A 23,491-nucleotide genomic window follows, 5' to 3' on the forward strand; every position below is an offset into this window, starting at 1 on the left:
CCGGGCGTCGCCGCGCACCATGAGGCCGCGGCGCCGTGCTGCCGGTCGCGCGATACAACTGCGACCAACGCACCGCGCTCGCCACGCTCACCGAGAACAGCTTGGCCGCCTCGCGGCAACTCGCGCCATTCCGCATGGCCGCCACGACGCGATCACGCAGATCACAGGACAGGGCTCGGGTCATCGGCTGCTGGCCTCCAGCCCAGCCAGCAGCTTGAATCAGAAAACCAAACGCGCCGGAACACCCAATCCGATTCCACCAGAAGGAATCAGGCTCTAGGGACGCTGCGCGCGTCGGCGATACGGCATGCGAGATTGGCGAGGCACTCGACCACTTGAGGCGCGGTGACCTGCTGGGCTGGCGCTGGCGTCAGTCCGAACCGGGTAAACTTGTCCACCGCGCGCCCTGAGCAGGTGCGAACCGCCACGACCGTCGCGGCCAGCTCGACCGCCGGAATAGCGATCACGCACTCCCTGGTCGCCCGTCGCGCGGTGACGCTGTATGGCCGCTGCTCACGGTGCAGGCGACCAATGGCGGCTCGAAGTCCACCATCATATGCCAGGACATCGTCATGACATTCGGCTTGCCGCGGTGAGCCGTCGTCAGGAGGACGACCGGGCCGGGTTCGAGCAGCTGATAGACCTTGCCGAGCGCCAGGGTCCGCATCGCCCCCTCCGGCGGGGAATGATCTTGCATTCTCCTGCGATCGGCGTGCCGATCGCAAGATGAGGCGCTGACGGGGAGGGGGCCGCGCCTAGCGCGCTGCGGGATGCAGCCCGGCGAAGAACGCCGCGCGATCGCGGGCCCCCCGCAGCAGCAGCGTCATGTCGTTCTCGGTCAGCACCATCCGCACGCCGGCGCCGATCGCCGCACGCCAGACGGCCTCCACCGGCGGCCCACCGAGCCCGACGAACTTGCCGACCGCGCCGGCGGCTGCCGTGCACGTCGCGACCGCCTCCGCGAGCTCGCGGCTCTGGTAGCCGCCGGGCAGGCCAAGGTCCCAAAGCAGGTCGGAGGCACCGATGAAGATGCCGTCGATCCCTTCCGTCGCGGCAATCGCGGCGACATTCTCGACCGCCCGCGCGCTCTCGATCATCGCGATCACGACGACCTCTGCGTTGAACCGCGCGCAGGCCTCGGCAAGCTTGAGGCCGTAGCCGAATTGCGGCAGCGAGCCCGGCACCGAGAGCTTCCCACGCGGGGCGAAACGGCAAGCGGCCGCGATCGCCGCCGCCTGTTCGGCCGTGTCAACGTGCGGGGCCAGCACGCCGAGCGCGCCGTTGGTCAGCAGTCCAGCGATCTCACACGCATCGTGTGAGGCCGGACGCGCAAGCGGCAGCACACCAGACCGGATCGCGCCGAGCGCGATGTCGTAGGCGAGATGCGGTGTCATCGGGCTGTGCTCGAAGTCGAGCATCATCCAAGCGAAGCCGCACTCGGCGAGCATCGCGCCGATCTCGGCGCTACGGCTGAAGCGCACATTGCTCCCGAGGACGATCCCGCCACCGCTGATCGTCGCACGGAAGCGTGTCGCCGGACTGACCGTCATCAGGCCCGCCAGCGCAGCACGTGACGCTCAAGCCGCTTCAGTCCGCCGTTGATCGCTGCCCCCACCACAGCCAGGACGACGAGTCCGGCGAAGGTGCTCGCGGTGTCGAACATTGCCGAGGACTGTGCGATCAGGAACCCGACCCCGCGGTTCGAACTCATGAACTCGCCGACCACGGCACCGATCAGAGCGTAAGGGACCGACACCTTGAGCCCGGTGAACACCCACGCCGCCGCCGAGGGCAGGATCACTTTGCGCAGCAGCTGCCACTCGCCTGCCCCCATGATGCGTGTGGCATGGATGTGCACCGGGTTGACGTCGCGTACCCCCGCATAGGTGTTCAGGAACACGAGGAAGAACACGATCACGGCGGATACGGCGACCTTGGACTCGATGCCTATCCCGAACCACATGATGAACAGCGGCGCGAGCGCGATCTTCGGCAGGCAGTAGATCGCGGTGATGTAGGGATCGAAGATGGTCGCGAGATCGTTCGACCGGCCGAGCGCGAAGCCGATCGTGAAACCGATCAGCGAGCCGAGCAGGAAGCCAAGTCCCGTTGCGGTCAGCGTGAAGGAGAGATGGTAGAACAGCGTGCCGTCCGAGAGCCACTGCCACAGCCGGCCACCGACCGCGACCGGGCTCGAGACGAAGAATGCGTCGATCAGCCGGTCGGAGGCGAACTCCCAGAACGCCAGGAACACCACACCGACCAGCACGCGCAGCGCCATCAGCACCTGGTGGCGGCGCGCCTCGGCCGCGGCATGGGCAGCAGCAGCAGCGGAAGGCCGGCCCGGGGCGAACTCGTCGGCCTCGTAGACGCCGGCCCGCGTGGTCATGCGGCATCCTCCTCGCGGCGGATATCGGGTTCGAGCGCGGACCAGAGCGTCTCATAGAGCTCCTGGAAGCGTCGGTCGAAGCGGATGCGGAAGATGTCGCGCGGCCGCGGCAGGTCGATTTCGTGCACCGACTGCACGCGGCCTGGCCTCGTCGTGAAAACCACAACCCGATCGGCGAGTGCCACCGCTTCGGCGATGTCGTGGGTGACGAACACCACGGTCTTGCGGCTCTCCTCCCAGATCGCCGTCAGTTCGGCCTGCATGACGAGCTTGAGCTGCGCGTCGAGGGCGCCGAACGGCTCGTCCATCAGGAGGGTCGGCGGGTCATAGGCGAGCACCTGGGCCAAGGCGACACGCTTGCGCATCCCGCCGGAGAGTTCAACCGGGAAGTGTCGGCGAAACTGCTCCAGCTTGACCATGTTCAGCATCCGGTCGATGCGTGCGCTCGCGTCCGGTTTGGCCATGCCCTGGAGTTCAAGCGGCAGGCCGATATTGTCCTCCGCGGTGCGCCAGGGCAGCAGGCTGTCCACCTGCGTCATGTAGCCGACGCGTCGGTTGATGCCGTCGACCACGCGGCCGTCATGGACGATGCGCCCATCGCTCGGCGGAATGATCCCGGCGATCATGTTCAGCATCGTCGACTTCCCGCATCCCGATGGGCCGAGGAAGGCGACGAACGCGCCATCCTCGATCGTCAGGGTCACCGGGGCGAGCGCCTCGATCTCGCGGCCGCGACGCAGGTAGCGCTTGGCTGCGCCCTCGATCTCGATCGCCATCTCCGCTGCTCCGGTGGCGTGATCAGGCCTTCATCGCGGCTTCGACGAACCGAAGGTCCCACGCGTCGCCGAAGGCATAGCTTTCGGGCGGCGGCGGTTGGTTCGTGAGGCGAAGCTCGTCCTTCAGGAACTCCATGTTCAGCTCGAAGTGACGCTGCGTCGGTACCGGCGTGGCCATGTAGATGTCGATATTGTTCACGAAGCTCGTCTCGAACAGCTGGTCCTCCATGCCGGTGAACCACTCCTTGGACCAGGCCTTGAAGTCGTCAGGAGTCTTCTTGATGGCTTCGAGTGCCATCGCCACGCCCTTGCAATAGGCGGTGAGCAATTCACCCTTCTCGCGCAGCGTCCGCTCGGTGACCGACGCGGTGATGTAGAGATAGTCAGCGAGCGCTGGCGGGGGATTGGTGGACATGTTGAACAGGTACACCGCGCCGAAGCGCTGCACAGCGAGATCGGACGTCGGCGACGACAGACAGAAGCCGTCGAGCTGGTTGTTCTGCATTGCCGCCAGCATCGCCGGTCCACCGCCACGCACGGGCACGAGCTGCCCATCGCGGTCCGGATCCAGCCCACCGAGCCGCATGACGTAGCGGATGAGCTGGTCCGGGCCAGCGCCGACGCCGGTGGTGCCGAGCCGCAGCCCCCTCAGCGCGCGCCCCTTCGCGGCCGGATCGGACGCCTCCGTCACGCCGGCGCGATCGGCGAGCTCCTTCTTGATGACGATGTTCGAGGCGTACTTGTTCACCATGCCGCAGATCATCTTGATGGGCTGACGGCGGATCTGGACGCGCATGTTCTGGGTAGGCGCGCCGAGCAGGATGTCGGTGGCGCCGGCCAGCAGCGCATCCTGGTTCACGCCCCGCTCGGTCGCGGCCATTCGGACCCGGAGCCCGGCCCTCTCGAACATTCCCCGTGAGCTGGCATAGTCCTCGGCCGCCCAGAGCCACGACTTGGCGGTGGCGCGCAAGGTGCTGAGCTCGCCCGTCTGCGCGCGTGCGGACGGTGCGAGCAGCAGGGCCGAGGCGGCACCCTGCATGGCGGCGACACCACCGACCGCAAGGCTCGCGCGCAGCATCGCGCGGCGCGACTTGGCCATCTCCAGCGTCCTGTCCATCTCCGGCTCCCCATCCATCCTCCCGTCCCTTTGGCGACCGCCGATGCGGATGGCGCATGCGCGGACGGGTTGTCGTGTCACCGTAGTGCAGGCATCCTTGCCCGGCAAGGCAGCCTTGCTGTTGCAGAGCCGAAAGCACAATGCGCGCGCCCACCCACGCGACTGATGTCGTCACGCTCGGTGTCCTCTGGCAGCGTTTGACCGGGCTGATGGATGAGGTCGCGCAGGCCTTCGTGCGCACGAGCTTCAGCGCGGTGGTGCGCGAGAACTGGGATCTCGCGGTGTCGCTGATGGACGCGCAAGGCCGCCAGTTCGCGCAGTCCTCGCGCTCGATCCCCTCTTTCCTCGGCACCATGCCGCGCACCTTGCGGGCCATGCTGGCGCGCATCCCTGCGCAGAGCCTGAAGCCCGGCGATGTGCTGATCAGCAACGATCCGTGGCTCGGCACCGGGCATCTGAACGACATCACGCTCGCGCGACCGATCTTTCTCGACGGCCGGCTGATCGCATTCGTGGGCGGCACGTTCCACTGCGTCGATGTCGGTGGGGCGCCGCGTCCCGATGCGCGCGACGTGTACGAGGAGGGACTGACCATCCCGATCTGCCGCATCGTCAAGGCCGGGGTCGAGGACCGTGAGATCGTCGGCTTCCTGGTCGAGAACTTCCGCGAGCCCGACGAGGCGATGGGCGATATCCGTGCGATGTTCGCTGCCTTCGGGGTGGCCGAGCGGCGCCTGCTTTGCATCCTCGATCAGGAGCGGGTTGTGGAACTCGGGCCGATCGTGGACGCGATCCTGGCACGTTCGGAGGCGAGCATGCGTGCGGCGCTCGCGGCCGCACCCGACGGCGTGGTCGAGGATGAGACGGTGGCGGACGGGTTTGAGGCGCGGCTGCCTATCCGCTGCCGGATCGAGAAGCGTGGGGACGGGATCGCGCTCGACTTCGCCGGAACAGCACCGCAGGTGCCGCATCCCGTAAACTCGCCGTTCGGCTTCAGCAGCGCCTATGCCGCCTACGCCGTGAAGTGCGCCTTCAATCCGCGCGCGCCGAACAACGATGGTGGCCTGCGACCGATCACGATCAGCGCGCCGGAAGGCTGTCTGGTCAATCCGCGCCGGCCGGCGCCGGTGTGGGGCCGGCATCTGTCCGGCCACTATCTGCCGTTCGTTGTCCTCGGCGCGCTTGCGAAGCTCGTGCCCGAGCGCGTGGCGGCGGAAGCCGGGGCGCCGGCCTGGAACGTGTACTTCCGCGGCGAAGACCGCACGGGTCGGCGCTTCGCGAAGATGTACTTCATGAGCGGTGGCCACGGTGCGCGCGCCGCAAGCGACGGCCCGTCGGTGCTGTCGTTCCCGACCAACGTCGCGAACACCCCGGCCGAGCAGTTCGAGAACGATGTGCCGTTGCTGGTGACGGAGCGGCGGCTGATCCCCGACAGCGGTGGCGCGGGCCGGCAGCGTGGCGGGCTCGGCCAGCGCATCGCGTTCCGAAACATCGGCATGGCGCCGGTGCGTTTCATGTATCGGCACGAGCGGGTGCTGCACCCGCCGCGCGGCCTGCTCGGAGGCGAGCCGGGCGCATGCGGTCGCGAGCTGCTGGACGGCAAGCCCATCCCGGCAAAGACCGCGGGCTCGCTCGATCCCGGCAGCACGCTCGCTTTCGAGACGCCCGGCGGCGGTGGCTTCGGCCCACCTTCGGAACGCCAGCAGGCCGACCACGAAGCCGATCTCGTCGAGGGCCTGATCACGGGCGCAGGACGTCCCGCGTGAGCGATCCTCGGCTGCGGCTCGGTGTCGATATCGGCGGCACCTTCACCGATCTCGTCCTGAGCGATCCCGCAAGCGGCGCGCTGTGGAACGGCAAGGTGCTGACCACGCCCGCCGATCCATCCGAGGGCGTCCTCGCAGGCATCGATGAGGTGACGCGGCTTGCCGGTGTCGCGCCGCAGGCGATCGCCCAGGTCATCCACGGCACCACCCTGGTCGCCAATGCGATCATCGAGCGCAAGGGCGTGCGTACCGGCTTCGTCACCACGGCGGGGTTCCGTGATCTGCTGGTGATGGCGCGCGAGTGGCGCTGGGACATCTATGACCTGAACATCACGCTTGCCGCGCCGCTCGTGCCCCGCTCGCGCTCGGTCGAGGTCACCGAACGGCTCGGCCCCGACGGAGCGGTCCTGATCCCCTTCGACCCAGGCTCGGCGGAGGAGGCCGTGGAGTGGCTTGCCGCGATGGGGGTCGAGGCGGTGGCGGTGACATTTCTGCACGCCTTCCGCAACCCCGCGCACGAGCGGGCGATGGCGGAGGTCATCGCCCGCCACCTGTCCGATGTCGAGGTGTCGCTGTCCAGCGAGGTGGCGCCTGCGCTCGGCGAGTACGAGCGTGCGACGACGACGGTTGCCAACGCCTATGTCCAGCCGGTGTTTCGTCGCTATCTCGCGCGCCTCGCCGAGGGGCTGCGCGCGCTCGGCGTACGCTCGGAACTGCTGCTGATGCAGTCGGATGGCGGCACGATCCATCAGGGAGCGGCCATGCGATACCCGGTGCGGCTGGTGCAGTCCGGCCCGGCGGGTGGTGCGCAGGCGACTGCGCTTGCCGGTGCGGCGATCGGCGCCCACGACGTGCTGGCCTTCGACATGGGCGGCACCACCGCCAAGGCCTGCCTGATCCCCAACGGCGAGCCGTCTCACACCTCCGTCTTCGAGGTCGCGCGCATCGCCCGTTTCCGCCCCGGCAGTGGCCTGCCGCTGCTGGTGCCGGCGATCGACATGATCGAGATCGGCGCGGGCGGCGGCTCGATCGCGCGTGTCAACGCGCTCGGCGTGATCGAGGTCGGGCCGGACAGTGCCGCGGCCGATCCGGGCCCCGCGTGCTACGGCCGCGGCGGCACGCAACCGACCGTGACGGATGCCGATCTGCTGCTCGGGCATCTCGATGCCGGAAGCTTTCTCGGCGGTACGATGCGCCTGGACCGCGCCGCTGCGGAGGCGGCGATCCGGCGCGCGATCGCCGAGCCGCTCGGGCTTTCGGTGATCGACGCCGCGCTCGGCATTCGCGCGATCGTGGACGAGAGCATGGCGCAGGCCGCAGCGATCCATGCGATCGAGAAGGGCGTGCGCGTCGCCGACTACGCCATGGTCGCGATCGGCGGCGCCGGGCCGGTCCATGCCTGCGATGTCGCGCGTCGGCTCGGCATGCGCCGGGTGATCTGCCCGGCGGGTGCGGGTGTGGCCTCGGCCTTCGGCTTCCTCGCGAGCCCCGTCGCCTTCGCTGCCGCGCGTTCGCACATCATTCCGCTCGCCGCCGTCTCCGCGGACGAGGCGGCGGTACTGCTTGACGCGCTTGCCGACGAGGCGCTCTGCCATCTCGCCGGCACGGGCGTCGATCACAGCGCGGCCGGGCTCGATCGGTTGGCGGAGCTGCGCTATCGCGGCCAGGGGCACGCGATCGAGGTGGCGCTGCCCGATCCGCGCGCGGGCGACTGGCACGGGCGCACGCAGGCGGCGTTCGAGGCGCGTTACCGGACGCTCTACGACCGGATCGAGCCCAGAGGCGAGATCGAGATCGTGACATGGCGTGTCGTCGCGCGGGGTCCACGGCCGCAGATGCGTATGTCGGCGGCCGTGACGTCCGACGGCGAGGCAGTCAAAGGTGTTCGGGCCGTGTTCTGCGCCAACGCCCGCAGGTTCCGTGACGCGACCGTGTACGACCGCTATCGTCTTGCGCCGGGAAGGCTGATTGTCGGACCTGCGGTGGTCGAGGAACGCGAGAGCACGGCCGTGATCCCAGAGGGCGCGACCGCTTCGACGGATGCGGCCGGCCACCTGGTGATCAGGCTCGCGGAAGCAGACGGGGGAGAAATGACGTGACGGTTCAGGCCAGGACCGCCATCGCTGCGCCGACCGTGGCGGATGTGCTGGCGGATGTGTTCGCCCAGCTCGGCGTCAGCCGAATCTTCGGCGTGCCCGGCGGCGGATCGAGCCTCGATCTGATCGAGGCAGCGGCGCGTGCCGGCATTCCGTTCACCCTCGCGCGCCACGAGGGGGCTGCGGCGATGATGGCGACCGCCTGCGCCGAGGTCACCGGCCGGCCAGGTGCGGTCCTGGTCACCAAGGGGCCAGGGCTTGCGAACGCCGCCAACGGCATCGCCAATGCCTCGCTGGAGCGCGCGCCGGTGCTGCTGGTGACGGACGGGTTCACACCGACACAGGCCGGCTATGTCACGCACCAAGTGTTCGATCAGGCGGCGTTCATGGCGCCGCTCGTGCGCGGCTATGCCGTGACCAGCGGACCCGATCTGGGCGCAAGGATCGCCGAACTTGTCGCGGCGATGCACGGGCCGTGTCGCGGCCCGGCCGTTCTGGAGATGACCGGGGAGGCGGCGCGGCGGCTCGCCGAGACCGTGACGCTCGGTCCGCTGCCGTTCGCGTCGGCGCCCGATGACGCCAGCGTGACATCCGCAGCGGCGCTGGTGCGGAAGGCACGGCGCCCGGTGATCGTCGTCGGACTGGAGGCGCGCGACGCGTCGCGCTCGGTGCGCGCGCTCGCCCGGACGCTCGGCGCGCCGGTGCTGGTCACCTACAAGGCGAAGGGCGTGATCGCCGATGACGACCCGTTCTTCGCCGGCATCTTCACCGGCGGCGCGGCGGAAGCACCGCTCGTCGATCAGGCGGACGTGATCCTGCTGGCCGGCGTCGATCCGGTGGAGCTGATCCTGCAACCCTGGCGCTACCGCGCCCCGGTGATCGATCTCGTGCGGTTCCGTCGTCCGGTGCACTACACGGAGCCTGCTGTGGTCATCGAGGGCGCGATCGCGGCCGGTCTGGACGCCCTCGCGGCGGACGCGCGCGCAAGCGCCTGGAGCCCGACGGAGATCGCGAGGGCGCGGACCGGCTGGCTCGCGGCGCTCGCCAATCCCGGCGCGGGCGATCGCGTCGGGCCCGAGCGCGTCGTCACGCTCGCCGCCGAGGCCTGCGCGCGCGCGGGGCTCCATCCGCGCGTGACGGTGGATGCGGGCGCGCACATGTTCAGCGCGACCAGCTTCTGGCCGTGCCGGGAACCCAACGATCTGCTCATCTCGAACGGCCTCGCCTCGATGGGCTTCGCTCTGCCGGCCGCAATCGCCGCCGCGTTGGCGGACCCCGAGCGCCCGGCACTCGCCTTCACCGGCGATGGCGGCCTCCTCATGTGTCTCGGAGAACTCGCGACCGCCGCGAGCTCCGGTGCGCGGGTCGTCGTGATCGTGTTCAACGACGGCTCGCTGAGCCTGATCGATCTGAAGAAGGGACGGCGCGCGCTGCCGCCGGGCAGCGTCGGCTGGGCGCATCCCGGCTTCGCCGAGGCGGCGCGGGGGATGGGGTGTCTCGGCTTCACCGTCGAGACGGTGGCGGAGTATCGTACGGCCCTCGACGCGGCACTCGCGGCGCCAGACCGGGCGCTGATCGATGTGCGCATCGATGCCGCGGGCTATCCGGCCCAGCTCGCGGCCGCACGCGGATGAGCGCCTCGCCGCTGCCCTCCGGCACGTCGGCCCGACTGGGCGCGATCGTGCCGCCCGCCAACCCGGCCGCCGAGCCGGAGCTGCACGCGTTGACCGGTCCGTCCGCGGTGCTGCACATCGCCCGCCTGCCTGTGCTGCCGGGTGATCTGCGCGCGCGCTGCGAGGGCTACGGCGCGGCCTATCCGGAGGCCGTGCGCGCGTTCGGCGATCTCGATCTCGCCGCGATCGGCATCGCCTTCATGAGCGCGACCTATCGCGACGGTCCGGACGCCGACGCCGCGCTGTGCGGGCGTCTCTCCGAGCTGGCCGGACGTCCGGTCGCGACCGCGAGCTTCGCCGTGACCGAGGCGCTGCGTGCGCTTGGCGTGCGGCGGATCGCACTCGTCTCGCCCTATCCCGACTGGCTGACCGAGTGGTCGCGCGGTTATTGGCGGCAGGGCGGGTTCCAGTTGGCGGCCTTGGCGACGATGGGCGACGTGTTCCGCGCCTATGACGCGAGCGAGGACGAGCTGGCCGACGCGATTGCGGCGGTTGGTGCCACGGAGGCGGATGCCGTGCTGCTCACCGGCACGGGTGCCTACACGATCGGCGCGCTGGCGCGCATCGGTGCAGCGCACCAGGGGTGCTACCTCACCTCCAATCTCTGCCTCGCCTGGTGGCTGATGCGCGCGGCAGGGCTCCCGCAGGCGCCCCTGCTCACGGCCCTCAACCCCGACCTCGCCGCCCGCTGAGAGCCCCCGGAGATCCTGAGAGCATGCCGGACGATCCAGATGCCCCTGACGGCACGGCGATCCTCGCCGAGGTGGAGGCGAAGCGCGGCTACACGCTCCCGTATCACCGCATGTTCGCTGCCCACGCACCCCGGCTGCTGCGTGACTACGACCGTTTCTACGAGAGCCTGACGCTCACGCCCCGCGTGCTGACCCCACGCGAGCGCGAGACCGTCTGGGCAGGTCTGCTGGCGGCCGCGCGGGAGGTGCACGGCTTCATCCACATGCGCCGTGCCGTCGCGGCAGGACTCAGCAACGATGACATCGCGCGCGCCGTGGCGATCGCGGCCGTCACCGAAGGTTTGGGCGTGGTCGAGTTCGTCGGGGCGCATTGGCCGCGCTGGGCCCTCCCGGATACGCTGAAGCAACGCTACCTCGCCGCGTTCGAGGCGGTGCGCGGCACGCTGGAGCCGTCACTCGCGCATCTGGTTGCCGCGACATGCCAGGCGGCGCGCCGGCACCGTCAGGGCACGGTGCTGCATCTCGCCGAGGCCTGCGCTGCCGGCGCTACGTCTGCGCAGATCTGCGAGGCGTTCTCCTATCTGCTGCTGCCCTGCGGCGGCAACACGCTGATCGAGGCGGTCGAATACTGGGAGGAGGCGGCGCGCGAGCGGCTGGTTCCCCCGCCCTACTGAGCCACAGATCCTGCACGCTGCACGGCCTCGTCGAAGCCGCCCTGGCCTTGCAGCCGTGCCCAGGCGGCGAAGGCCGGTGATGGTTGCACGGTGCCCGCACGGATCAGATCGAGCCAGACGCGCGCCGCCTCGACAAAGCGCGGCACGCTGCCGGGGAACATCATGATGGTGAGCGCCTCTGCGAGTTCGAGCTCGGGCACTCCGATCACATAGGCGACGGCGATTGCGCGCGCGAGCAGCGTGAAGTCGCCACGCGCGGCATGCACCGCGGCGACGGCCGGAACGGCGATGCGCAGCGCCATGTCGCCCGCGTTGACCGCGAGATCGGCGCGGTAGCGGTCGGCGATCGGCACATCCGGCAGGTGCCGGGCCCAGTGCTCGGCGATGAAGGTGTAGGCGGGTGCACCGACCGCCCAGGCGGTCAGGCGGATTGCCGCGGCGATCTCGTCCGCCGTGCCGCCGCCCTGGCGGAACCTGGCGATGTGATGGCTGGCGATCGCCTCGTCGGTCGCGATCAGCACGCAGAGCCAGACGAACTCGCGCGCCCGGTCGTCGAGCTGTTTCCGTTCGAGCGCGAGTGCGGTGTAGAGCGCGTCGTAATGCGCCAGCATCGTCTCGGACATCGCGGCGAGCAGGCCGTGATGCGGCAGCAGATAGCCGCGCTTGTCCTTGACGGCCCGAACCCGCGCGATCAGCACCTGATCATCGCTCGCCATGGCATCATTCCCTTCCGCTGCGGCTCCCCCAGAATCGGGCCGATCTTGCGGGAGTGTGCGGGTTTGTCACGGGGCGGGGGAGGGCCGGTCCCTCGACAGGCGCTCGAGACGTGGCTCGGGATCACACGAGGGGGCGCAACGAGCGGAGCGCGGCGAGGCACGCCTCGACGTCGCTGAGCGCGTTGTAGCCATGCACGCTGATGCGCACGCGTCCGCGGCCGTTCCACACCAGCACGCCCCGTTCGGCGAGCCGCGCGGTGATCTCCTCTGCGTTCGGGCTCTCGAAGCAGACCGAGGCGCCGTGATGCGCGGGGTCCGCGGGCGTGGTGCTGGCGATGCCGAGTTCGGCGAGACCGGCGAGCAGGGCCGTGGTGCAGCCCTGGATGTGCCGCTGCACCGCTGACGGGTCGAAGTCGCGCAGGTAGTCGAGCGCGCCCGCCAGCACATAGACCGGCCCGTGCGCGGGATTGCCACGGCAGAACCGCATCGCGTCCGGCCGCAGCGCGGGTACTTGATCCCAGCGCGGACGTGCCGTGCCGCCGAGCGAGTGCCAGCCGGCCGTGCGCGGCGCCCAGCCGGGCTGGCGCGCGCGGTTCCAGTAGGCGACGGCCACGCCGGTCATGCCGAGCAGCCATTTGTAGGTCGCGGCGAAGGCGAAGTCGGCGATCGCGGCGGCGATCGGCATCGCGCCTGCGGCCTGCGTGTGATCGACCACCAGCAGCGCGCCGACGCGGTCGGCGAGCGCGCGCAGCGCCGGCAGATCGGCCCGCGCGCCGTGCAGGTACGAGACATGGCTCGCGCCGATCAGCCGCGTGCGGCCGTCCACCAGGCTCGCCATCGGGCGTTCGGCCGAGGCGAGCCGCACCTCGGCCGCGCCCGCGACCAGCAGCGGGGCGATCACCGAGGGATACTCGTTCGCGTCGAACACGGCGTTATCGCCCGGCCGCCAGTCGATGCTCTCGATCAGCATCGAGACGCCCTCGGCGACCGAGGAGACGAAGCCGATATCCTCCACCGCCACACCCCACAGGGCGGCGGCGAGGGCGCGGGCGCGCTCCACCTCCGCCTCCTGGGCGTGGCGGCCGGCCTCGCCGTTGCTCTTGTCGACCGCGTAGCGCCGCAGCGCCTCGTCGTGCCGGAGCAGGAACGGAGTTTCGCCGCCAGCGCAGAGATGTGCGATCCCGGGTCCGATGCGGAAAGCCGCAGGATCGAACAGCGGGACCGCGGGGGCGCTCACCGCATCAGCCCGCGCTGGTCCATCCAGGCCTGGATGCGGGCCGCGATCGCGTCGCTGTTGCGGTCCATCATCAGCATATGGCTGTTGCCGGGAATGCCCTCCTTCGGCAGGTCGAGCGTGTCGGCACGCCCGCCTGCCGCCGTGATCGCCTGTTGCCAGCGCGTGACATTCGGGACCAGCCGCGTCCACAGCGGATGACCTTCGATGAAGTCGCCCCACACGACGAGATGCGGGACGTCCTTCAGCACCGTCGCATCCGCGCGCGCCGGGTCGGGCGCCCCCGAGGGCTCGATCGCGATCAGCGCCTTGACCTTGTCGGGGGCGGCGAGGGCGGCGTTGAAGCCGAAATTGCCGCCCTGGCTGTGCACCATGATCACGCAAGGGCAGACGCGCTGCACGAGCGCGTTGTATGCCGCCTGGATCGCCGGATCGGTGGTGACCCAGCGCGGCACGGACTGCTTGCCGAACTGGTCCCAGGCCGCCACGGGGAACTGGGTGGTCGGATAGGCGCGCCGCTGCGCCGGGTCCGGGTTCCAGCCGTCGGCGGGGCCGACACGAAACAGGTGCCAGCCCTCGGCAAGCGAGCGGAAGATCGGCGCGGTGGGGAAGATCTCAGGAAAGCGCGCCCAGCCTGAACGGCCACGCTCGACCGCATCGGAGACATAGACGTCATGACCCGCGCGCAGGAACGCCATCTGCCAGCCGGGCCGACCGTCGGGCGTGGTCTCCCAGGTGACGCCGGTCAGCCCGCCGCCATGCCACATCAGCAGCGGATAGCGCGCGCGGGGGTTCGCGAGCCGCACGTACTGGACATACATCTGCTCGACCTGGAACTGCCCGTTCGGGTCGTAGCGGAACGGCGGCGCGCCGGCGGTGAAGGTGATCTCCTGGGTCGGCAGCCCCTCCAGCGTGGCGGTCCGCCCGCCGATGTGGAAACTGCCGATCTCGCGCACCGCGATCTCCTGCGCGGCGGCAGGGGCGGCGAGCAGGAGGGCGGACAGGGCGGCCGCGATTGGGCGCATCGTTCTCTCCCTGACGGTTGGGTCAGTGACGCATTCGGAGCAGGAAGGGGTCATCAGAGCGGGCGCAGAACGTGGATCGCCACACCCTTGACATAGGGTTTCACGGCGGCGCGGTAGGCCGTCATGTGCGGCGCGGTGCTGTGCGCCTGCAAGGCCGCCGCATCCCGCCAGCGCTCGACGATCACCACGGTGTCGGGCGGCAGAGGGCTCTGGGCGCCGAGCACGCCCGGTTGCTCCAGCGTCGCCTCGTAGGCCTCGCAGCCGTCCTCGGCCAGCACGGCGGGGCGGACCTCGGCGAAGGCGCGGCTCCAGGGCTCGAACCCCCCCTCGGCGAGCGTCACAGTGGCGATGACATGCAGCATTGCGGGATTCCTCGGGATCAGAGCACGCGGTTGGCGCGCGCCAGCACGGCCTCGAACAGCACCTGCGCACCGGCGGCGGCGTGCTCGGGAAGGATGCTCTCGGCCTCGTTGTGGCTGAGCCCGTCCTTGCAGGGCACGAAGATCATCGCCGTCGGGATGATGCGCGCGACGGCGCAGGCATCATGTCCGGCACCGGAGACGATCTCGCGCGCGGGGTAGCCGAGCCGCGCCGCCGCCTCGCGCACCAGCGCGACGCAGGCCGGGTCGAAGGGCTGTGCCGGATAGCGGAAGATCCGCGAGAGCGAGAGATCGAGCTTCAGGTCGGCCGCGATCGCGCGCGCCTCGGTCTCGAAACGCCGATCCAGCGCATCGATCACCGCATCCGATGGGTGGCGGAACTCGGCCGAGAACGTCACCTTGCCCGGCACCACGTTGCGGCTGTTCGGTTCGACCGCGAGATAGCCGACCGTGCCGCGTCCGTCCTCGCCCTGCTCGCGCATCAGCCGATCGACGAGGTCGATCACCCGCGCCGCGCCAACGAGCGCATCCTTGCGCCGCGAGGGCGGCGTGGTGCCGGCATGGCTCTCCCAGCCGGTGAGCGCGAGATCGTACCAGGCCATGGCCTGCGCGCCGGTGACGATGCCGATGGTCTTCTCTTCGGCCTCCAGGATCGGGCCCTGCTCGATGTGGAGCTCGAAATAGGCATCGGCCGCGAAGGCGCTGGCAGGCTGGTCGCCCTTGTAGCCGATCTGTTCCAGCGCCTCGCCGACCGTCATCCCCTCGGTGTCGGCGAGCGCATAGGCCTTCTCCAGCGCGATCCCGCCCACCCACACGCCCGAGCCCATCAGGGAGTGGCCGAAGCGGCTTCCCTCCTCGTCGGTCCAGTTGCAGAGGATCAGCGGCGCCTCGGTCTCGATCCCCCGCTCGTTCAGCGTGCGGATGACCTCCAGCCCGCCCAGCACGCCCAGCGCGCCGTCGAACTTGCCGCCCGAGGGCTGGCTGTCGAGATGGCTGCCGAACATCACCGGCTTGCGCGCGGGGTCGCGGCCTTCACGCCGCGCGAACATGTTGCCGATCGCATCGACGCTCACCGTCAGCCCCTCGGCTTCGCAGAGCGCGCGGAACCGGTCCCGTCCCTCCTTGTCGACCGTGGACAGGGTGAGTCGCCGCACACCGCCCTTCGGCGTGGCGCCGATTCGCGCCATTTCCATCAGGAGATCCCACAGTCGCCGCTCGTCGATCCGGACATTGCCGGCGAACACACCCATCGTCCGCTCCTTGTCGCTCGGCCCATCTTGCCGGTGCGTGCCGCCTCCGCAACCCTTGGCCGCGCATCTGGCGGTGGAGGGCGGAAAACCGGGCCTCGGGCCTTCCTCTGCCGCCGAACCCTCTGCTAGAGGTTGCATTCCTTCGCCCGCCCGCTCGCGACCGCCCTCCGACCCTTGGGGACCCGCGCCACCGTGAAGCCGCTCCGCTGCCCCCCGCCTCTCGCCCTGGTCGCGCTCGGGTTGGCGCTGTCCGGTTGCCAGATGCTCCAGCACAGCGAGGCGCCGGTGCAGCGGATCGAGATTCCGCCCTCGGCGGAGGAGATGGCGGCGTTGGCGACCGCCCCGCCGCGGCTGACGCCCACCGGCACGGTGGTGGATTCGCGGGTGCAGCAGCTCGGCGCCGAGCTTGGCGCGCTCAAATCCGCTGTGAACGGCACGGCGCAGGAGTTCCGCACCACGCGCGCCGCGATCGCCGATCTCGCCGCACGCTATCAGACGCTCGTCGCCGGCATCACCGCGCGGCTTCAGGTCGGGACCACGCCGGGCAACCCGGAACTGATCTCATCGTGGAACGAGGCGCAGGGACTGCTCGGCCAGCTCGAGCAGAATGTCGGGCGGCTCTCGGCGTTGTCCACGCGCGCAGCCGCGAATGCCTCGACCGCGAGCTTCCTGCAGAACTCGATCCGCTCCGCCTACCGGCTCTCGGGCGGCATCGACCAGGACCACCGCAATCTCGATCTGCTGGAGGATGACACCAACCGCACCATCGTCGCGATCGAACGGGTGCTGAACGAGATCGCCGACGATGTCAGCCGCCAGTCCGCGACCGTGGCGTCGGAGCGGCGCACCATGGGCAGCTTGGCGCTGTCGATCAACAGCGGGCGGATGTACGGCGCGCCGTTGTCCACCCGGGTCGCCGCCACGCCGACGGCGCTGCCGACGCGGCCGGTACCAGCCGCGGCGCAGCGCCGCCCGCTCGTGACGATCCGCTTCGATCGCCCGGACGTCGCCTACCGCCAGCCCCTCTACGACGCGGTATCAGCGGCGCTGGACCGCAACCCGGGGGTGCAGTTCGAGGTGCAGGGCGTTGCCCCGGCGCGCGGCGAACCGGCCGATCAGGCGCGTGCCGCGAACGATGCGCGCCGCCAGGCCGAGGGCGTGGTGCGCAGCCTCGTCGAGATGGGGCTGCCGTCGGACCGGGTGTCGCTGTCGGCCGCCACCGCGCGCGAGGCGTCGGTCACCGAGGTCCGGGTCTTCGTCCGCTGAGCCGCTTGGCTCAGGTCAACCCGGCTGCCATGTCCTCGAGCGTCGCGCGATCGAGCACGCGCACATGCGTGGTGTCATCGAGCGCGATGAGCCGCCGCTTGCGCAGGGCCGTGAAGGTGCGGCTGACGGTTTCGATCGTGAGGCCGAGATAGTCGGCGATGTCGCTGCGGTTCATCGGCAAGGCGATCGGCTCACCCGGCTCGCCGCGCCGGACCTGGCCCTGACCGAGCAGCAGGAGGAACGAGACGAGCTTCTCTTCGGCATGCTTGCGGCCGAGCAGCACGAGCTGTTCCTGCGTCGCCGTGAGCTCGTCGATCGAGAGCTCAAGCAGGCGCTTGTCGATGCGCCCCATGCGCTCGCGCAGCATGTCGAGCTTGCGCCGCGCGAACCGGCACACACGGGTTTCGGTCAGAGCCTCGACCGAATAAGCGTAGTCGGCGCCGGCGGTGAGGCCGATGAAGTCGCCTGCGAAGCGGAAACCAAGGATCTGTCGCCGCCCGTCCGCCAGGAGCTTGTAGAGCTTCACCGCACCGCGCGTGATGTTCATCACGTACTCGGCGGGCTCGCCCTCGCGGAACAGCGTGCCATGGGCCGGCACCTGCGCCTCGGTCAGGATGCGCGTGAGCTCCGCGATCCCCTGCGGTTCGAGGGCGGCGCAGAAATTGCGCTCCCGCACGTCGCAGCCCGCGCAGGGCGCGGGCAGTGAGCCCAGTCGCTGCGAGACAACGCGTAGCGCTTCCGGATGGACCATCGCGGCGCTGCACTCCCGGGCCATTCATTGGATGGCGGCCCGGTCGCGCCGTACCGCCTCACCGTCCCACGAAGATGAGAATAGACGTGCGACAACGCAATGCACAACCCAAAACGGGATGCATTGCTCATCAGCGATGCGGCCGCCATGGTCTGGCGCGTGACCAACCCTGTTCCTGACCGCGTGACCCTGCGCCTGCGCCCCGGCCATGACCGGCGACTGCGCGCCGGTCATCCGTGGGTCTTCTCCAACGAGCTCGACTGGTCGGCCGACATGCGTCAGCTCGCTGCGGGGCTCGTGGTGCGGCTGGAGGCCGCCGGCGGCCGGCCCGAGGGCACCTTCATCTTCAACCCGCGCAGCCTGATCGCGGCGCGGCGGCTGTCGCGCGACCCCGAAGCGGTGATCGACCGCGGATTCGTCGCCGAACGGTTGGAGCGGGCCGGCGCCCTGAGGGCCCGGCTGTTCGCCGCGCCGTTCCACCGCCTCTGCCATGCCGAGGGCGACGGCCTGCCCGGGCTGGTCGTCGACCGCTACGGCGACGTGTTCGTGGTCAGCCACAACACGGCCGGGATGGCCGCGCTGGAGCCCGCGATCCTGGCCGCGCTGACCGACCTGTTCGCGCCTGTCGCGGTGGTGGCGCGCGACGACAGCCCGGCGCGGACGCTCGAGGGGCTCGGCGAGCGGGTGGCCGTCCTGGCCGGCGCGCTGCCCGAGCGCGTGACCGTGCAGGAGGGGGGAGTCGTGTTCCCGGTCGATCCCCTTGGCGGGCAGAAGACCGGCTGGTTCTACGACCAGCGCTTCAACCGTGACGCCGTGGCGGCGCTGGCGCGTGGTGGCCGGGTGCTGGACGTCTACTGCCACACCGGCGCCTTTGGCCTGCGCTGCGCGGCCGAGGGAGCGGAGCATGTCTCGCTGGCCGACCGTTCGGAGCCGGCCCTGGCGTTGGCGGCGGAGACCGCGCGGGCGAATGGCCTCGCCGCGCGGATCGAGATCATGCGCGCGGAGGCGTTCGGGCTGCTCGAGCGCCTGGCGGGGGAGGGGGCGCGCTACGACCTCGTGGTGTGCGATCCGCCCGCCTTCGCCAAGTCGCGCAAGGACCATGGGCCGGCGCTGAAGGGCTACGAGAAGCTCGCGCGGCTGGCGGCCGCCGTCGTCGCGCCGGGAGGGTTCCTGTTTGTCGCCTCGTGCAGCCACCATGTGAATGCCGAGGAGTTCGCGACCTGCGTCGCGCGTGGCTTGGCGCGCGCGGGCCGCGAGGGGCGCGTGCTGCGGTCGGCAGGCGCCGGGCCGGACCATCCGGTGCATCCGCACCTGCCGGAAAGCGCGTATCTGAAGGCCGAGTTGTTGCAGCTCGACTGAGCGTGCGTTCACGGGGTTGGAGGCAAAGGCCCTTGGCCCCAAACACAGAAAAGATTGGGGGAAGGGCCGGAAGGCCCTTCCCCCAAACCCCGATCCCTGGAACTTGGCGCTACGCCGCTTTCGCCATCCCGCGCAACACGTAATGCAGGATGCCGCCATGGCGGTAGTAGTCCACCTCGTCCACCGTATCGATCCGGCAGAGCACAGGAACCTTGTCCACTGCGCCATTGGGGCGGTGGATCACCAGCTCAAGCTCCATCCGCGGCTTCAGGTCCGCCAGCCCGAGGATGTCCAGCACCTCCTCGCCGGTGAGCGCCAGCGTCTTGCGGTCCATCCCCTGCGTGAACACCAGCGGCAGCACGCCCATGCCGACCAGGTTCGAGCGATGGATGCGCTCGAAGCTCTCCACGATCACGGCCTTGACGCCGAGGAGCGCCGTGCCTTTGGCCGCCCAGTCGCGCGACGAGCCCGTGCCGTACTCCTTGCCGCCGATCACCACCAGCGGCACGCCCTCCGCCTTGTAGCGCATCGCCACATCGTAGATCGGCGCGATGTCGCCCGAGGGATAGTGCTTCGACACGCCGCCCTCGATGCCGGGCGTCATCTCGTTGCGGATGCGGATGTTGGCGAAGGTGCCCCGCATCATCACCTCGTGGTTGCCGCGGCGAGCGCCGTAGCTGTTGAAGTCGTTCGGCCGGATCTGGCGCTCCAGCAGATACTCGCCGGCGGGCGAGGCCTTGCGGATCGATCCCGCCGGGCTGATGTGGTCGGTGGTGATCGAGTCACCGAGCATCGCGAGGATGCGCGCCCCCTTGATGTCGCCCACCGGCGCGGGCGTCATCGTAATGCCCTCGAAATAGGGCGGGTTCTTCACGTAGGTCGAGCCGTCATTCCAGCGATAGGTCTCGCCGCCATCCACGGCGATCGACTGCCACTGCTTCGGCCCCTTGAACACGTCGCCGTAGCGCGCCTGGAACATCTGCCGGCTGACCGTGCCATGCACGACCTGTGCGATCTCGGCGTTCGAAGGCCAGATGTCCTTCAGATAGACCGGCTTGCCGTCGCTGCCGGTGCCGATCGGTTCGGTGGTGATGTCGATGTTCATCGTGCCGGCGAGCGCATAGGCCACCACCAGCGGCGGCGAGGCGAGGTAGTTCGCCCGCACATTGGCGTGCACGCGGCCCTCGAAGTTGCGGTTGCCCGACAGAACCGAGGCCACCACCAGCTTGCCGTTCTCGATCGCATCCGCGATGTGGTCGTCGAGCGGACCGGAATTGCCGATGCAGGTGGTGCACCCGTAGCCCACCAGGTTGAACCCGAGCGCGTCGAGATCGGTCTGCAGGCCCGACTTCTCCAGATACTCGGTGACAACCTGCGAGCCCGGCGCAAGCGAGGTCTTCACCCAGGGCTTCACCTGCAAGCCGCGCTTGTGCGCGTTGCGTGCGACCAGCCCCGCCGCGACCATGACATACGGGTTCGACGTATTGGTGCAGGAGGTGATCGCGGCGATCACCACATCACCGTGGCCGAGCTCGTAGTTCGTGCCCTCGACCTTCACCCGCTTGCCCACATCGTTTGCCGGCACGCCGAGCGACTTGGTCAGCTCCTCCTTGAACGACTTGCTCGCCGCCGAGAGGAGCACGCGATCCTGCGGCCGCTTCGGCCCGGCGAGCGAGGGCACGACGGTGGAAAGGTCGAGTTCCAGCGTGTCGGTGAACACCGGGTCCGGCGTGTCCGCATCGCGGAACATGCCCTGCGCGCGCCAATAGGCCTCGGCGAGCTTGATGCGGTGCGCGTCGCGCCCCGTCAGTTCGAGATACTTCAGCGTCGCCGCATCCACCGGGAAGAACCCGCAGGTCGCGCCATACTCGGGCGCCATGTTGCCGATGGTCGCGCGGTCGGCCACCGGCAGCTCGGCGAGGCCGGGGCCGAAGAACTCGACGAACTTCCCCACCACGCCCTTCTTGCGCAGCATCTGCGTGACCGTCAGCACGAGATCGGTCGCGGTCGCGCCCTCGGGCAGCTTGCCGACGAGGCGGAAGCCGATCACGTCCGGGATCAGCATCGCGATCGGCTGGCCGAGCATCGCGGCCTCGGCCTCGATGCCGCCGACACCCCAGCCAAGCACGCCGATGCCGTTGACCATCGTCGTGTGGCTGTCGGTGCCGTAGCAGGTGTCGGGGAACACGTAGCTCGTGCCGTTCTCCTCCGAGGTCCAGGCCGCCTGCGACAGATATTCGAGGTTCACCTGGTGGCAGATGCCGGTGCCGGGCGGGACGACGCGGAAGTTGTTGAAGCTCTCCTGGCCCCAGCGCAGGAAGGTGTAGCGCTCGACGTTGCGCTCGAACTCCACCTCGACGTTCTTCTGGAACGCATCGGGCTTGCCGAAATAGTCCACCATCACCGAGTGGTCGATGACGAGATCGACCGGAACCAGCGGGTTCACCTTCTGCGGGTTGCCGCCGAGCCTGATCATGCCGTCACGCATCGCGGCGAGGTCGACCACGGCCGGAACGCCGGTGAAGTCCTGCATCAGGATGCGCGCGGGGCGGAACGGCACCTCCTTCTCGGAGTGCGCGCTCTGCAGCCACTCGGCGATCGCCTTCGCGTCCTCGACCTTGTAGCTGCGCCCGTCCTCGAAGCGGAGAATGTTCTCGAGCAGGATCTTCAGCGTCACGGGCAGGCGCGTCAGGTCGGTGCCCAGGGCCTTGGCCGCGTCCTCGATGGAGAAATACGCATAGCTCTTGCCGTCCACCGTCAGGGTCCGGCGGGTCTTCAGGCTGTCCTGCCCGATCATGCTCATGGGTTCGCTCCGCGTTTGCGCCCAGAAGGCTCACAGCGCCCGGGCGTCTTTGCGGGAGCAGGGCTTACACCATAGGGTGCGGGCGCGTCCATGCGGGGTCGGAAGGGTCAGGGGTGTTCGAGGCGCAGGAACTGGCGGGCGAGCGCGGGGGACGGATCGTCTTCGCCGCCGTCTCCTTCGTGCTGGCGCCGGGTGGGGCGCTGCTGCTGACCGGGCCGAACGGCGCGGGCAAGACGAGCCTCCTCCGGGTTCTGGCGGGGCTCGGGCAGGTGGCGGATGGCGCGCTGCTCTGGGACGGGCGGCCGGCGCTGGAGGACCGTATCGCCCATGCCTCGCGGCTCGCGCTGGTGGGGCACCAGGACGCGCTGAAGCCCGCGCTGACGGTGGCGGAGACGCTCGGCCACGAGGCGCGGATCATCGGGGGGGACGCCGGTGCTGCCCTCGCGGCGCTGGAGCTTGAGGGGCTGGCGGATCACCCCGTCCGCATCCTCTCGGCCGGGCAGCGCCGGCGGGTGGCGCTCGCACGCCTGGTGCTGGGGGCGGCACGCCCGCTCTGGCTGCTCGACGAGCCGACCGTCGCGCTCGACGTCGCCGGCGTGGCCACGCTGGGGCGCGTGCTCGCAGGCCATCGCGCGCGCGGCGGCATGGTGGTGGCGTCCTCGCATCTAGCACTGCCGCTGGACGACGCAACCGAGCTTCGGCTTGCGGCATGAGGGCGATGTTCGGGCTGATCCGGAAGGACCTTGCGCTTGCGCGCCGCAATGCCGGCGACACGCTGGCGGCGGTCGCGTTCTTCCTGCTCGCCTGCGGATTGTTCCCGTTCGGGGTCGGTCCGGACCCGAACGTGCTGGCCCGGATCGCGCCGGGTGTGGTGTGGGTGGCCGCGCTGCTGGCGGCGCTGCTGCCGCTCGACCGTCTGCTCGGCGCGGACTACGACGACGGCACGCTCGATCAGCTCCTGGTCTCGGGACTGCATCCGGCAGCGATCGCGGCGGCCAAGGCGGCGACGCACTGGCTTGCGACCGCGCTGCCGCTGCTGCTCGCGGCACCAGCCGGGGCGATCATGCTGAACCTGCCGATCGGCGCGATCCCCGCGTTGGTCGCTGCGCTGGCGCTCGGCATGGGTGTGCTCTCGCTGCTCGGCACGGCCGGGGCGGCCTTGACGCTCGGCGCGCGCCGCGGCGGCGTGCTGCTGCCGCTGCTTGTGCTGCCGCTCGCGATCCCCGCGCTGATCTTCGGTGCGGCGGCGGTGGAGGCGGCGACGCTCGGCCTGCCGGTGCGGCCGCACCTGGCGATGCTCGCGGCGATGCTGGCCGCAGCACTGCCGCTTGCGCCGCTCGCCGCGGGGGCGGCGCTGCGCAGCGCCGCGGAGTGATAGTGGTGCCCATGGGGAGTGCCGCGCGATCGGCGCGCCGACCGCCCAGGGCGCTAAACGCTTCAGTTCAGAAGTGCGAACCTGGGAATGCCGCCAGATCGCCGCGCGCAACCGGCATGGTCCAGAATCGCGTGCTGCGCGCTCGGAAA

At 70.0% G+C, this 23,491-nt stretch carries 23 protein-coding genes; 9 read left to right on the top strand and 14 right to left on the bottom strand.

Annotation, left to right across the window (positions count from 1 at the left end; all coding sequences use genetic code 11):
* The 7 genes from F563_RS25440 to F563_RS24140 form a co-directional block, all read right to left on the bottom strand.
* A partial coding sequence (locus F563_RS25440) for a helix-turn-helix domain-containing protein (RefSeq protein WP_245557099.1) occupies positions 1-184 on the bottom strand: 184 nt, incomplete at its 3' end.
* 85 nt (positions 185-269) lie between these two features.
* On the bottom strand, positions 270-467 hold the full coding sequence (locus tag F563_RS25990; RefSeq protein WP_425386950.1) for a hypothetical protein: 198 nt from the start codon (positions 465-467) through the stop codon (positions 270-272).
* Positions 464-667: a flavin reductase gene (locus F563_RS25900; RefSeq protein WP_026299706.1), complete on the bottom strand. Its 204-nt coding sequence runs from the start codon at positions 665-667 to the stop codon at positions 464-466. The genes F563_RS25990 and F563_RS25900 overlap by 4 nt, the downstream gene beginning before the upstream one ends.
* A gap of 88 nt (positions 668-755) precedes the next feature.
* Positions 756-1,550 (bottom strand): HpcH/HpaI aldolase family protein, encoded by a 795-nt coding sequence (locus F563_RS23265; protein ID WP_019016182.1) that lies wholly within the window; start codon positions 1,548-1,550, stop codon positions 756-758.
* On the bottom strand, positions 1,550-2,389 hold the full coding sequence (locus tag F563_RS0118490) for an ABC transporter permease (RefSeq protein WP_019016183.1): 840 nt from the start codon (positions 2,387-2,389) through the stop codon (positions 1,550-1,552). The genes F563_RS23265 and F563_RS0118490 overlap by 1 nt, the downstream gene beginning before the upstream one ends.
* Positions 2,386-3,165 carry an ABC transporter ATP-binding protein gene (locus F563_RS0118495; RefSeq protein WP_019016184.1) on the bottom strand — a complete coding sequence of 260 codons (780 nt, stop codon included), beginning with the start codon at positions 3,163-3,165 and terminating at the stop codon, positions 2,386-2,388. Before F563_RS0118495 ends, F563_RS0118490 begins: the two co-directional genes overlap by 4 nt.
* A 22-nt stretch (positions 3,166-3,187) precedes the next feature.
* Complete coding sequence (locus tag F563_RS24140; RefSeq protein ID WP_162140605.1) at positions 3,188-4,264, bottom strand: ABC transporter substrate-binding protein; 1,077 nt, start codon at positions 4,262-4,264, stop codon at positions 3,188-3,190.
* A 158-nt stretch (positions 4,265-4,422) separates the two neighbouring features.
* Between F563_RS24140 and F563_RS0118505 the strand changes: the two genes are divergently transcribed.
* From F563_RS0118505 to F563_RS0118525, 5 genes are read left to right on the top strand one after another with little or no spacing between them, the layout of a single operon-like run.
* Entirely contained in the window at positions 4,423-6,048 is a 1,626-nt protein-coding gene (locus F563_RS0118505) for a hydantoinase B/oxoprolinase family protein (protein ID WP_019016186.1), read from the top strand.
* A complete protein-coding gene (locus tag F563_RS0118510) occupies positions 6,045-8,147 on the top strand; it encodes a hydantoinase/oxoprolinase family protein (RefSeq protein WP_019016187.1) in 2,103 nt (700 codons plus the stop codon). Before F563_RS0118505 ends, F563_RS0118510 begins: the two co-directional genes overlap by 4 nt.
* Positions 8,144-9,778 carry a thiamine pyrophosphate-binding protein gene (locus F563_RS0118515; RefSeq protein ID WP_019016188.1) on the top strand — a complete coding sequence of 545 codons (1,635 nt, stop codon included), beginning with the start codon at positions 8,144-8,146 and terminating at the stop codon, positions 9,776-9,778. Before F563_RS0118510 ends, F563_RS0118515 begins: the two co-directional genes overlap by 4 nt.
* Entirely contained in the window at positions 9,775-10,509 is a 735-nt protein-coding gene (locus tag F563_RS24145; RefSeq protein ID WP_019016189.1) for a maleate cis-trans isomerase family protein, read from the top strand. Before F563_RS0118515 ends, F563_RS24145 begins: the two co-directional genes overlap by 4 nt.
* A gap of 23 nt (positions 10,510-10,532) precedes the next feature.
* Positions 10,533-11,183 carry a carboxymuconolactone decarboxylase family protein gene (locus F563_RS0118525; RefSeq protein ID WP_019016190.1) on the top strand — a complete coding sequence of 217 codons (651 nt, stop codon included), beginning with the start codon at positions 10,533-10,535 and terminating at the stop codon, positions 11,181-11,183.
* Here the strand turns inward: F563_RS0118525 and F563_RS0118530 are convergent.
* The 5 genes from F563_RS0118530 to F563_RS0118550 all read right to left on the bottom strand — a co-directional run bounded on the left by F563_RS0118530 (position 11,177) and on the right by F563_RS0118550 (position 15,788).
* Entirely contained in the window at positions 11,177-11,899 is a 723-nt protein-coding gene (locus tag F563_RS0118530; RefSeq protein ID WP_019016191.1) for a carboxymuconolactone decarboxylase family protein, read from the bottom strand. The genes F563_RS0118525 and F563_RS0118530 overlap by 7 nt on opposite strands.
* A 121-nt stretch (positions 11,900-12,020) precedes the next feature.
* Positions 12,021-13,136, bottom strand: a complete 1,116-nt coding sequence (locus F563_RS0118535) for an aminotransferase class V-fold PLP-dependent enzyme (protein WP_019016192.1) — start codon at positions 13,134-13,136, stop codon at positions 12,021-12,023.
* Positions 13,133-14,158 carry an alpha/beta hydrolase gene (locus F563_RS25175; protein ID WP_019016193.1) on the bottom strand — a complete coding sequence of 342 codons (1,026 nt, stop codon included), beginning with the start codon at positions 14,156-14,158 and terminating at the stop codon, positions 13,133-13,135. Before F563_RS25175 ends, F563_RS0118535 begins: the two co-directional genes overlap by 4 nt.
* Positions 14,159-14,211: 53 nt before the next feature.
* A complete protein-coding gene (locus tag F563_RS0118545) occupies positions 14,212-14,520 on the bottom strand; it encodes a putative quinol monooxygenase (protein WP_019016194.1) in 309 nt (102 codons plus the stop codon).
* Between the two features lie 17 nt (positions 14,521-14,537).
* The gene (locus tag F563_RS0118550; protein WP_019016195.1) at positions 14,538-15,788 is read right to left on the bottom strand and encodes a Zn-dependent hydrolase; all 1,251 of its coding nucleotides are present in this window, start codon (positions 15,786-15,788) and stop codon (positions 14,538-14,540) included.
* A gap of 261 nt (positions 15,789-16,049) precedes the next feature.
* Here F563_RS0118550 and F563_RS0118555 point away from each other — a divergent pair, with 261 nt between their 5' ends.
* Positions 16,050-17,054: a hypothetical protein gene (locus tag F563_RS0118555; protein ID WP_051089429.1), complete on the top strand. Its 1,005-nt coding sequence runs from the start codon at positions 16,050-16,052 to the stop codon at positions 17,052-17,054.
* A gap of 10 nt (positions 17,055-17,064) precedes the next feature.
* Here F563_RS0118555 and F563_RS0118560 read toward each other — a convergent pair whose 3' ends face one another.
* On the bottom strand, positions 17,065-17,730 hold the full coding sequence (locus F563_RS0118560; protein WP_245557167.1) for a helix-turn-helix domain-containing protein: 666 nt from the start codon (positions 17,728-17,730) through the stop codon (positions 17,065-17,067).
* Positions 17,731-17,964: 234 nt separating this feature from the next.
* Between F563_RS0118560 and F563_RS0118565 the strand changes: the two genes are divergently transcribed.
* Positions 17,965-19,164, top strand: coding sequence for a class I SAM-dependent rRNA methyltransferase (locus F563_RS0118565; protein WP_245557168.1), 1,200 nt, complete (start codon positions 17,965-17,967; stop codon positions 19,162-19,164).
* 109 nt (positions 19,165-19,273) lie between these two features.
* Here the strand turns inward: F563_RS0118565 and acnA are convergent, their stop codons facing one another.
* Complete coding sequence (gene acnA / locus F563_RS0118570; protein WP_019016199.1) at positions 19,274-21,967, bottom strand: aconitate hydratase AcnA; 2,694 nt, start codon at positions 21,965-21,967, stop codon at positions 19,274-19,276.
* A 113-nt stretch (positions 21,968-22,080) separates the two neighbouring features.
* Here acnA and ccmA point away from each other — a divergent pair, with 113 nt between their 5' ends.
* A complete protein-coding gene (ccmA, locus tag F563_RS23280) occupies positions 22,081-22,680 on the top strand; it encodes a heme ABC exporter ATP-binding protein CcmA (protein ID WP_019016200.1) in 600 nt (199 codons plus the stop codon).
* 5 nt (positions 22,681-22,685) lie between these two features.
* Complete coding sequence (gene ccmB, locus F563_RS0118580) at positions 22,686-23,342, top strand: heme exporter protein CcmB (RefSeq protein ID WP_019016201.1); 657 nt, start codon at positions 22,686-22,688, stop codon at positions 23,340-23,342.
* Positions 23,343-23,491: the final 149 nt, after the last annotated feature.

The organism is Elioraea tepidiphila DSM 17972, from assembly GCF_000378465.1.
GTDB classification, from domain to species: domain Bacteria; phylum Pseudomonadota; class Alphaproteobacteria; order Acetobacterales; family Acetobacteraceae; genus Elioraea; species Elioraea tepidiphila.

Bases quoted from the DNA above. Each gene is read 5' to 3' on its own strand.
- F563_RS25900 (WP_026299706.1), bottom strand. From the start codon at position 667: ATGCGGACCCTGGCGCTCGGCAAGGTCTATCAGCTGCTCGAACCCGGC.
- F563_RS23265 (WP_019016182.1), bottom strand. From the start codon at position 1,550: ATGACGGTCAGTCCGGCGACACGCTTCCGTGCGACGATCAGCGGTGGC.
- F563_RS0118490 (WP_019016183.1), bottom strand. From the start codon at position 2,389: ATGACCACGCGGGCCGGCGTCTACGAGGCCGACGAGTTCGCCCCGGGC.
- F563_RS0118495 (WP_019016184.1), bottom strand. From the start codon at position 3,165: ATGGCGATCGAGATCGAGGGCGCAGCCAAGCGCTACCTGCGTCGCGGC.
- F563_RS24140 (WP_162140605.1), bottom strand. From the start codon at position 4,264: ATGGCCAAGTCGCGCCGCGCGATGCTGCGCGCGAGCCTTGCGGTCGGT.
- F563_RS0118505 (WP_019016186.1), top strand. From the start codon at position 4,423: ATGCGCGCGCCCACCCACGCGACTGATGTCGTCACGCTCGGTGTCCTC.
- F563_RS24145 (WP_019016189.1), top strand. From the start codon at position 9,775: ATGAGCGCCTCGCCGCTGCCCTCCGGCACGTCGGCCCGACTGGGCGCG.
- F563_RS0118525 (WP_019016190.1), top strand. From the start codon at position 10,533: ATGCCGGACGATCCAGATGCCCCTGACGGCACGGCGATCCTCGCCGAG.
- F563_RS0118530 (WP_019016191.1), bottom strand. From the start codon at position 11,899: ATGGCGAGCGATGATCAGGTGCTGATCGCGCGGGTTCGGGCCGTCAAG.
- F563_RS25175 (WP_019016193.1), bottom strand. From the start codon at position 14,158: ATGCGCCCAATCGCGGCCGCCCTGTCCGCCCTCCTGCTCGCCGCCCCT.
- F563_RS0118545 (WP_019016194.1), bottom strand. From the start codon at position 14,520: ATGCTGCATGTCATCGCCACTGTGACGCTCGCCGAGGGGGGGTTCGAG.
- F563_RS0118550 (WP_019016195.1), bottom strand. From the start codon at position 15,788: ATGGGTGTGTTCGCCGGCAATGTCCGGATCGACGAGCGGCGACTGTGG.
- F563_RS0118555 (WP_051089429.1), top strand. From the start codon at position 16,050: ATGCTCCAGCACAGCGAGGCGCCGGTGCAGCGGATCGAGATTCCGCCC.
- acnA (WP_019016199.1), bottom strand. From the start codon at position 21,967: ATGAGCATGATCGGGCAGGACAGCCTGAAGACCCGCCGGACCCTGACG.
- ccmB (WP_019016201.1), top strand. From the start codon at position 22,686: ATGTTCGGGCTGATCCGGAAGGACCTTGCGCTTGCGCGCCGCAATGCC.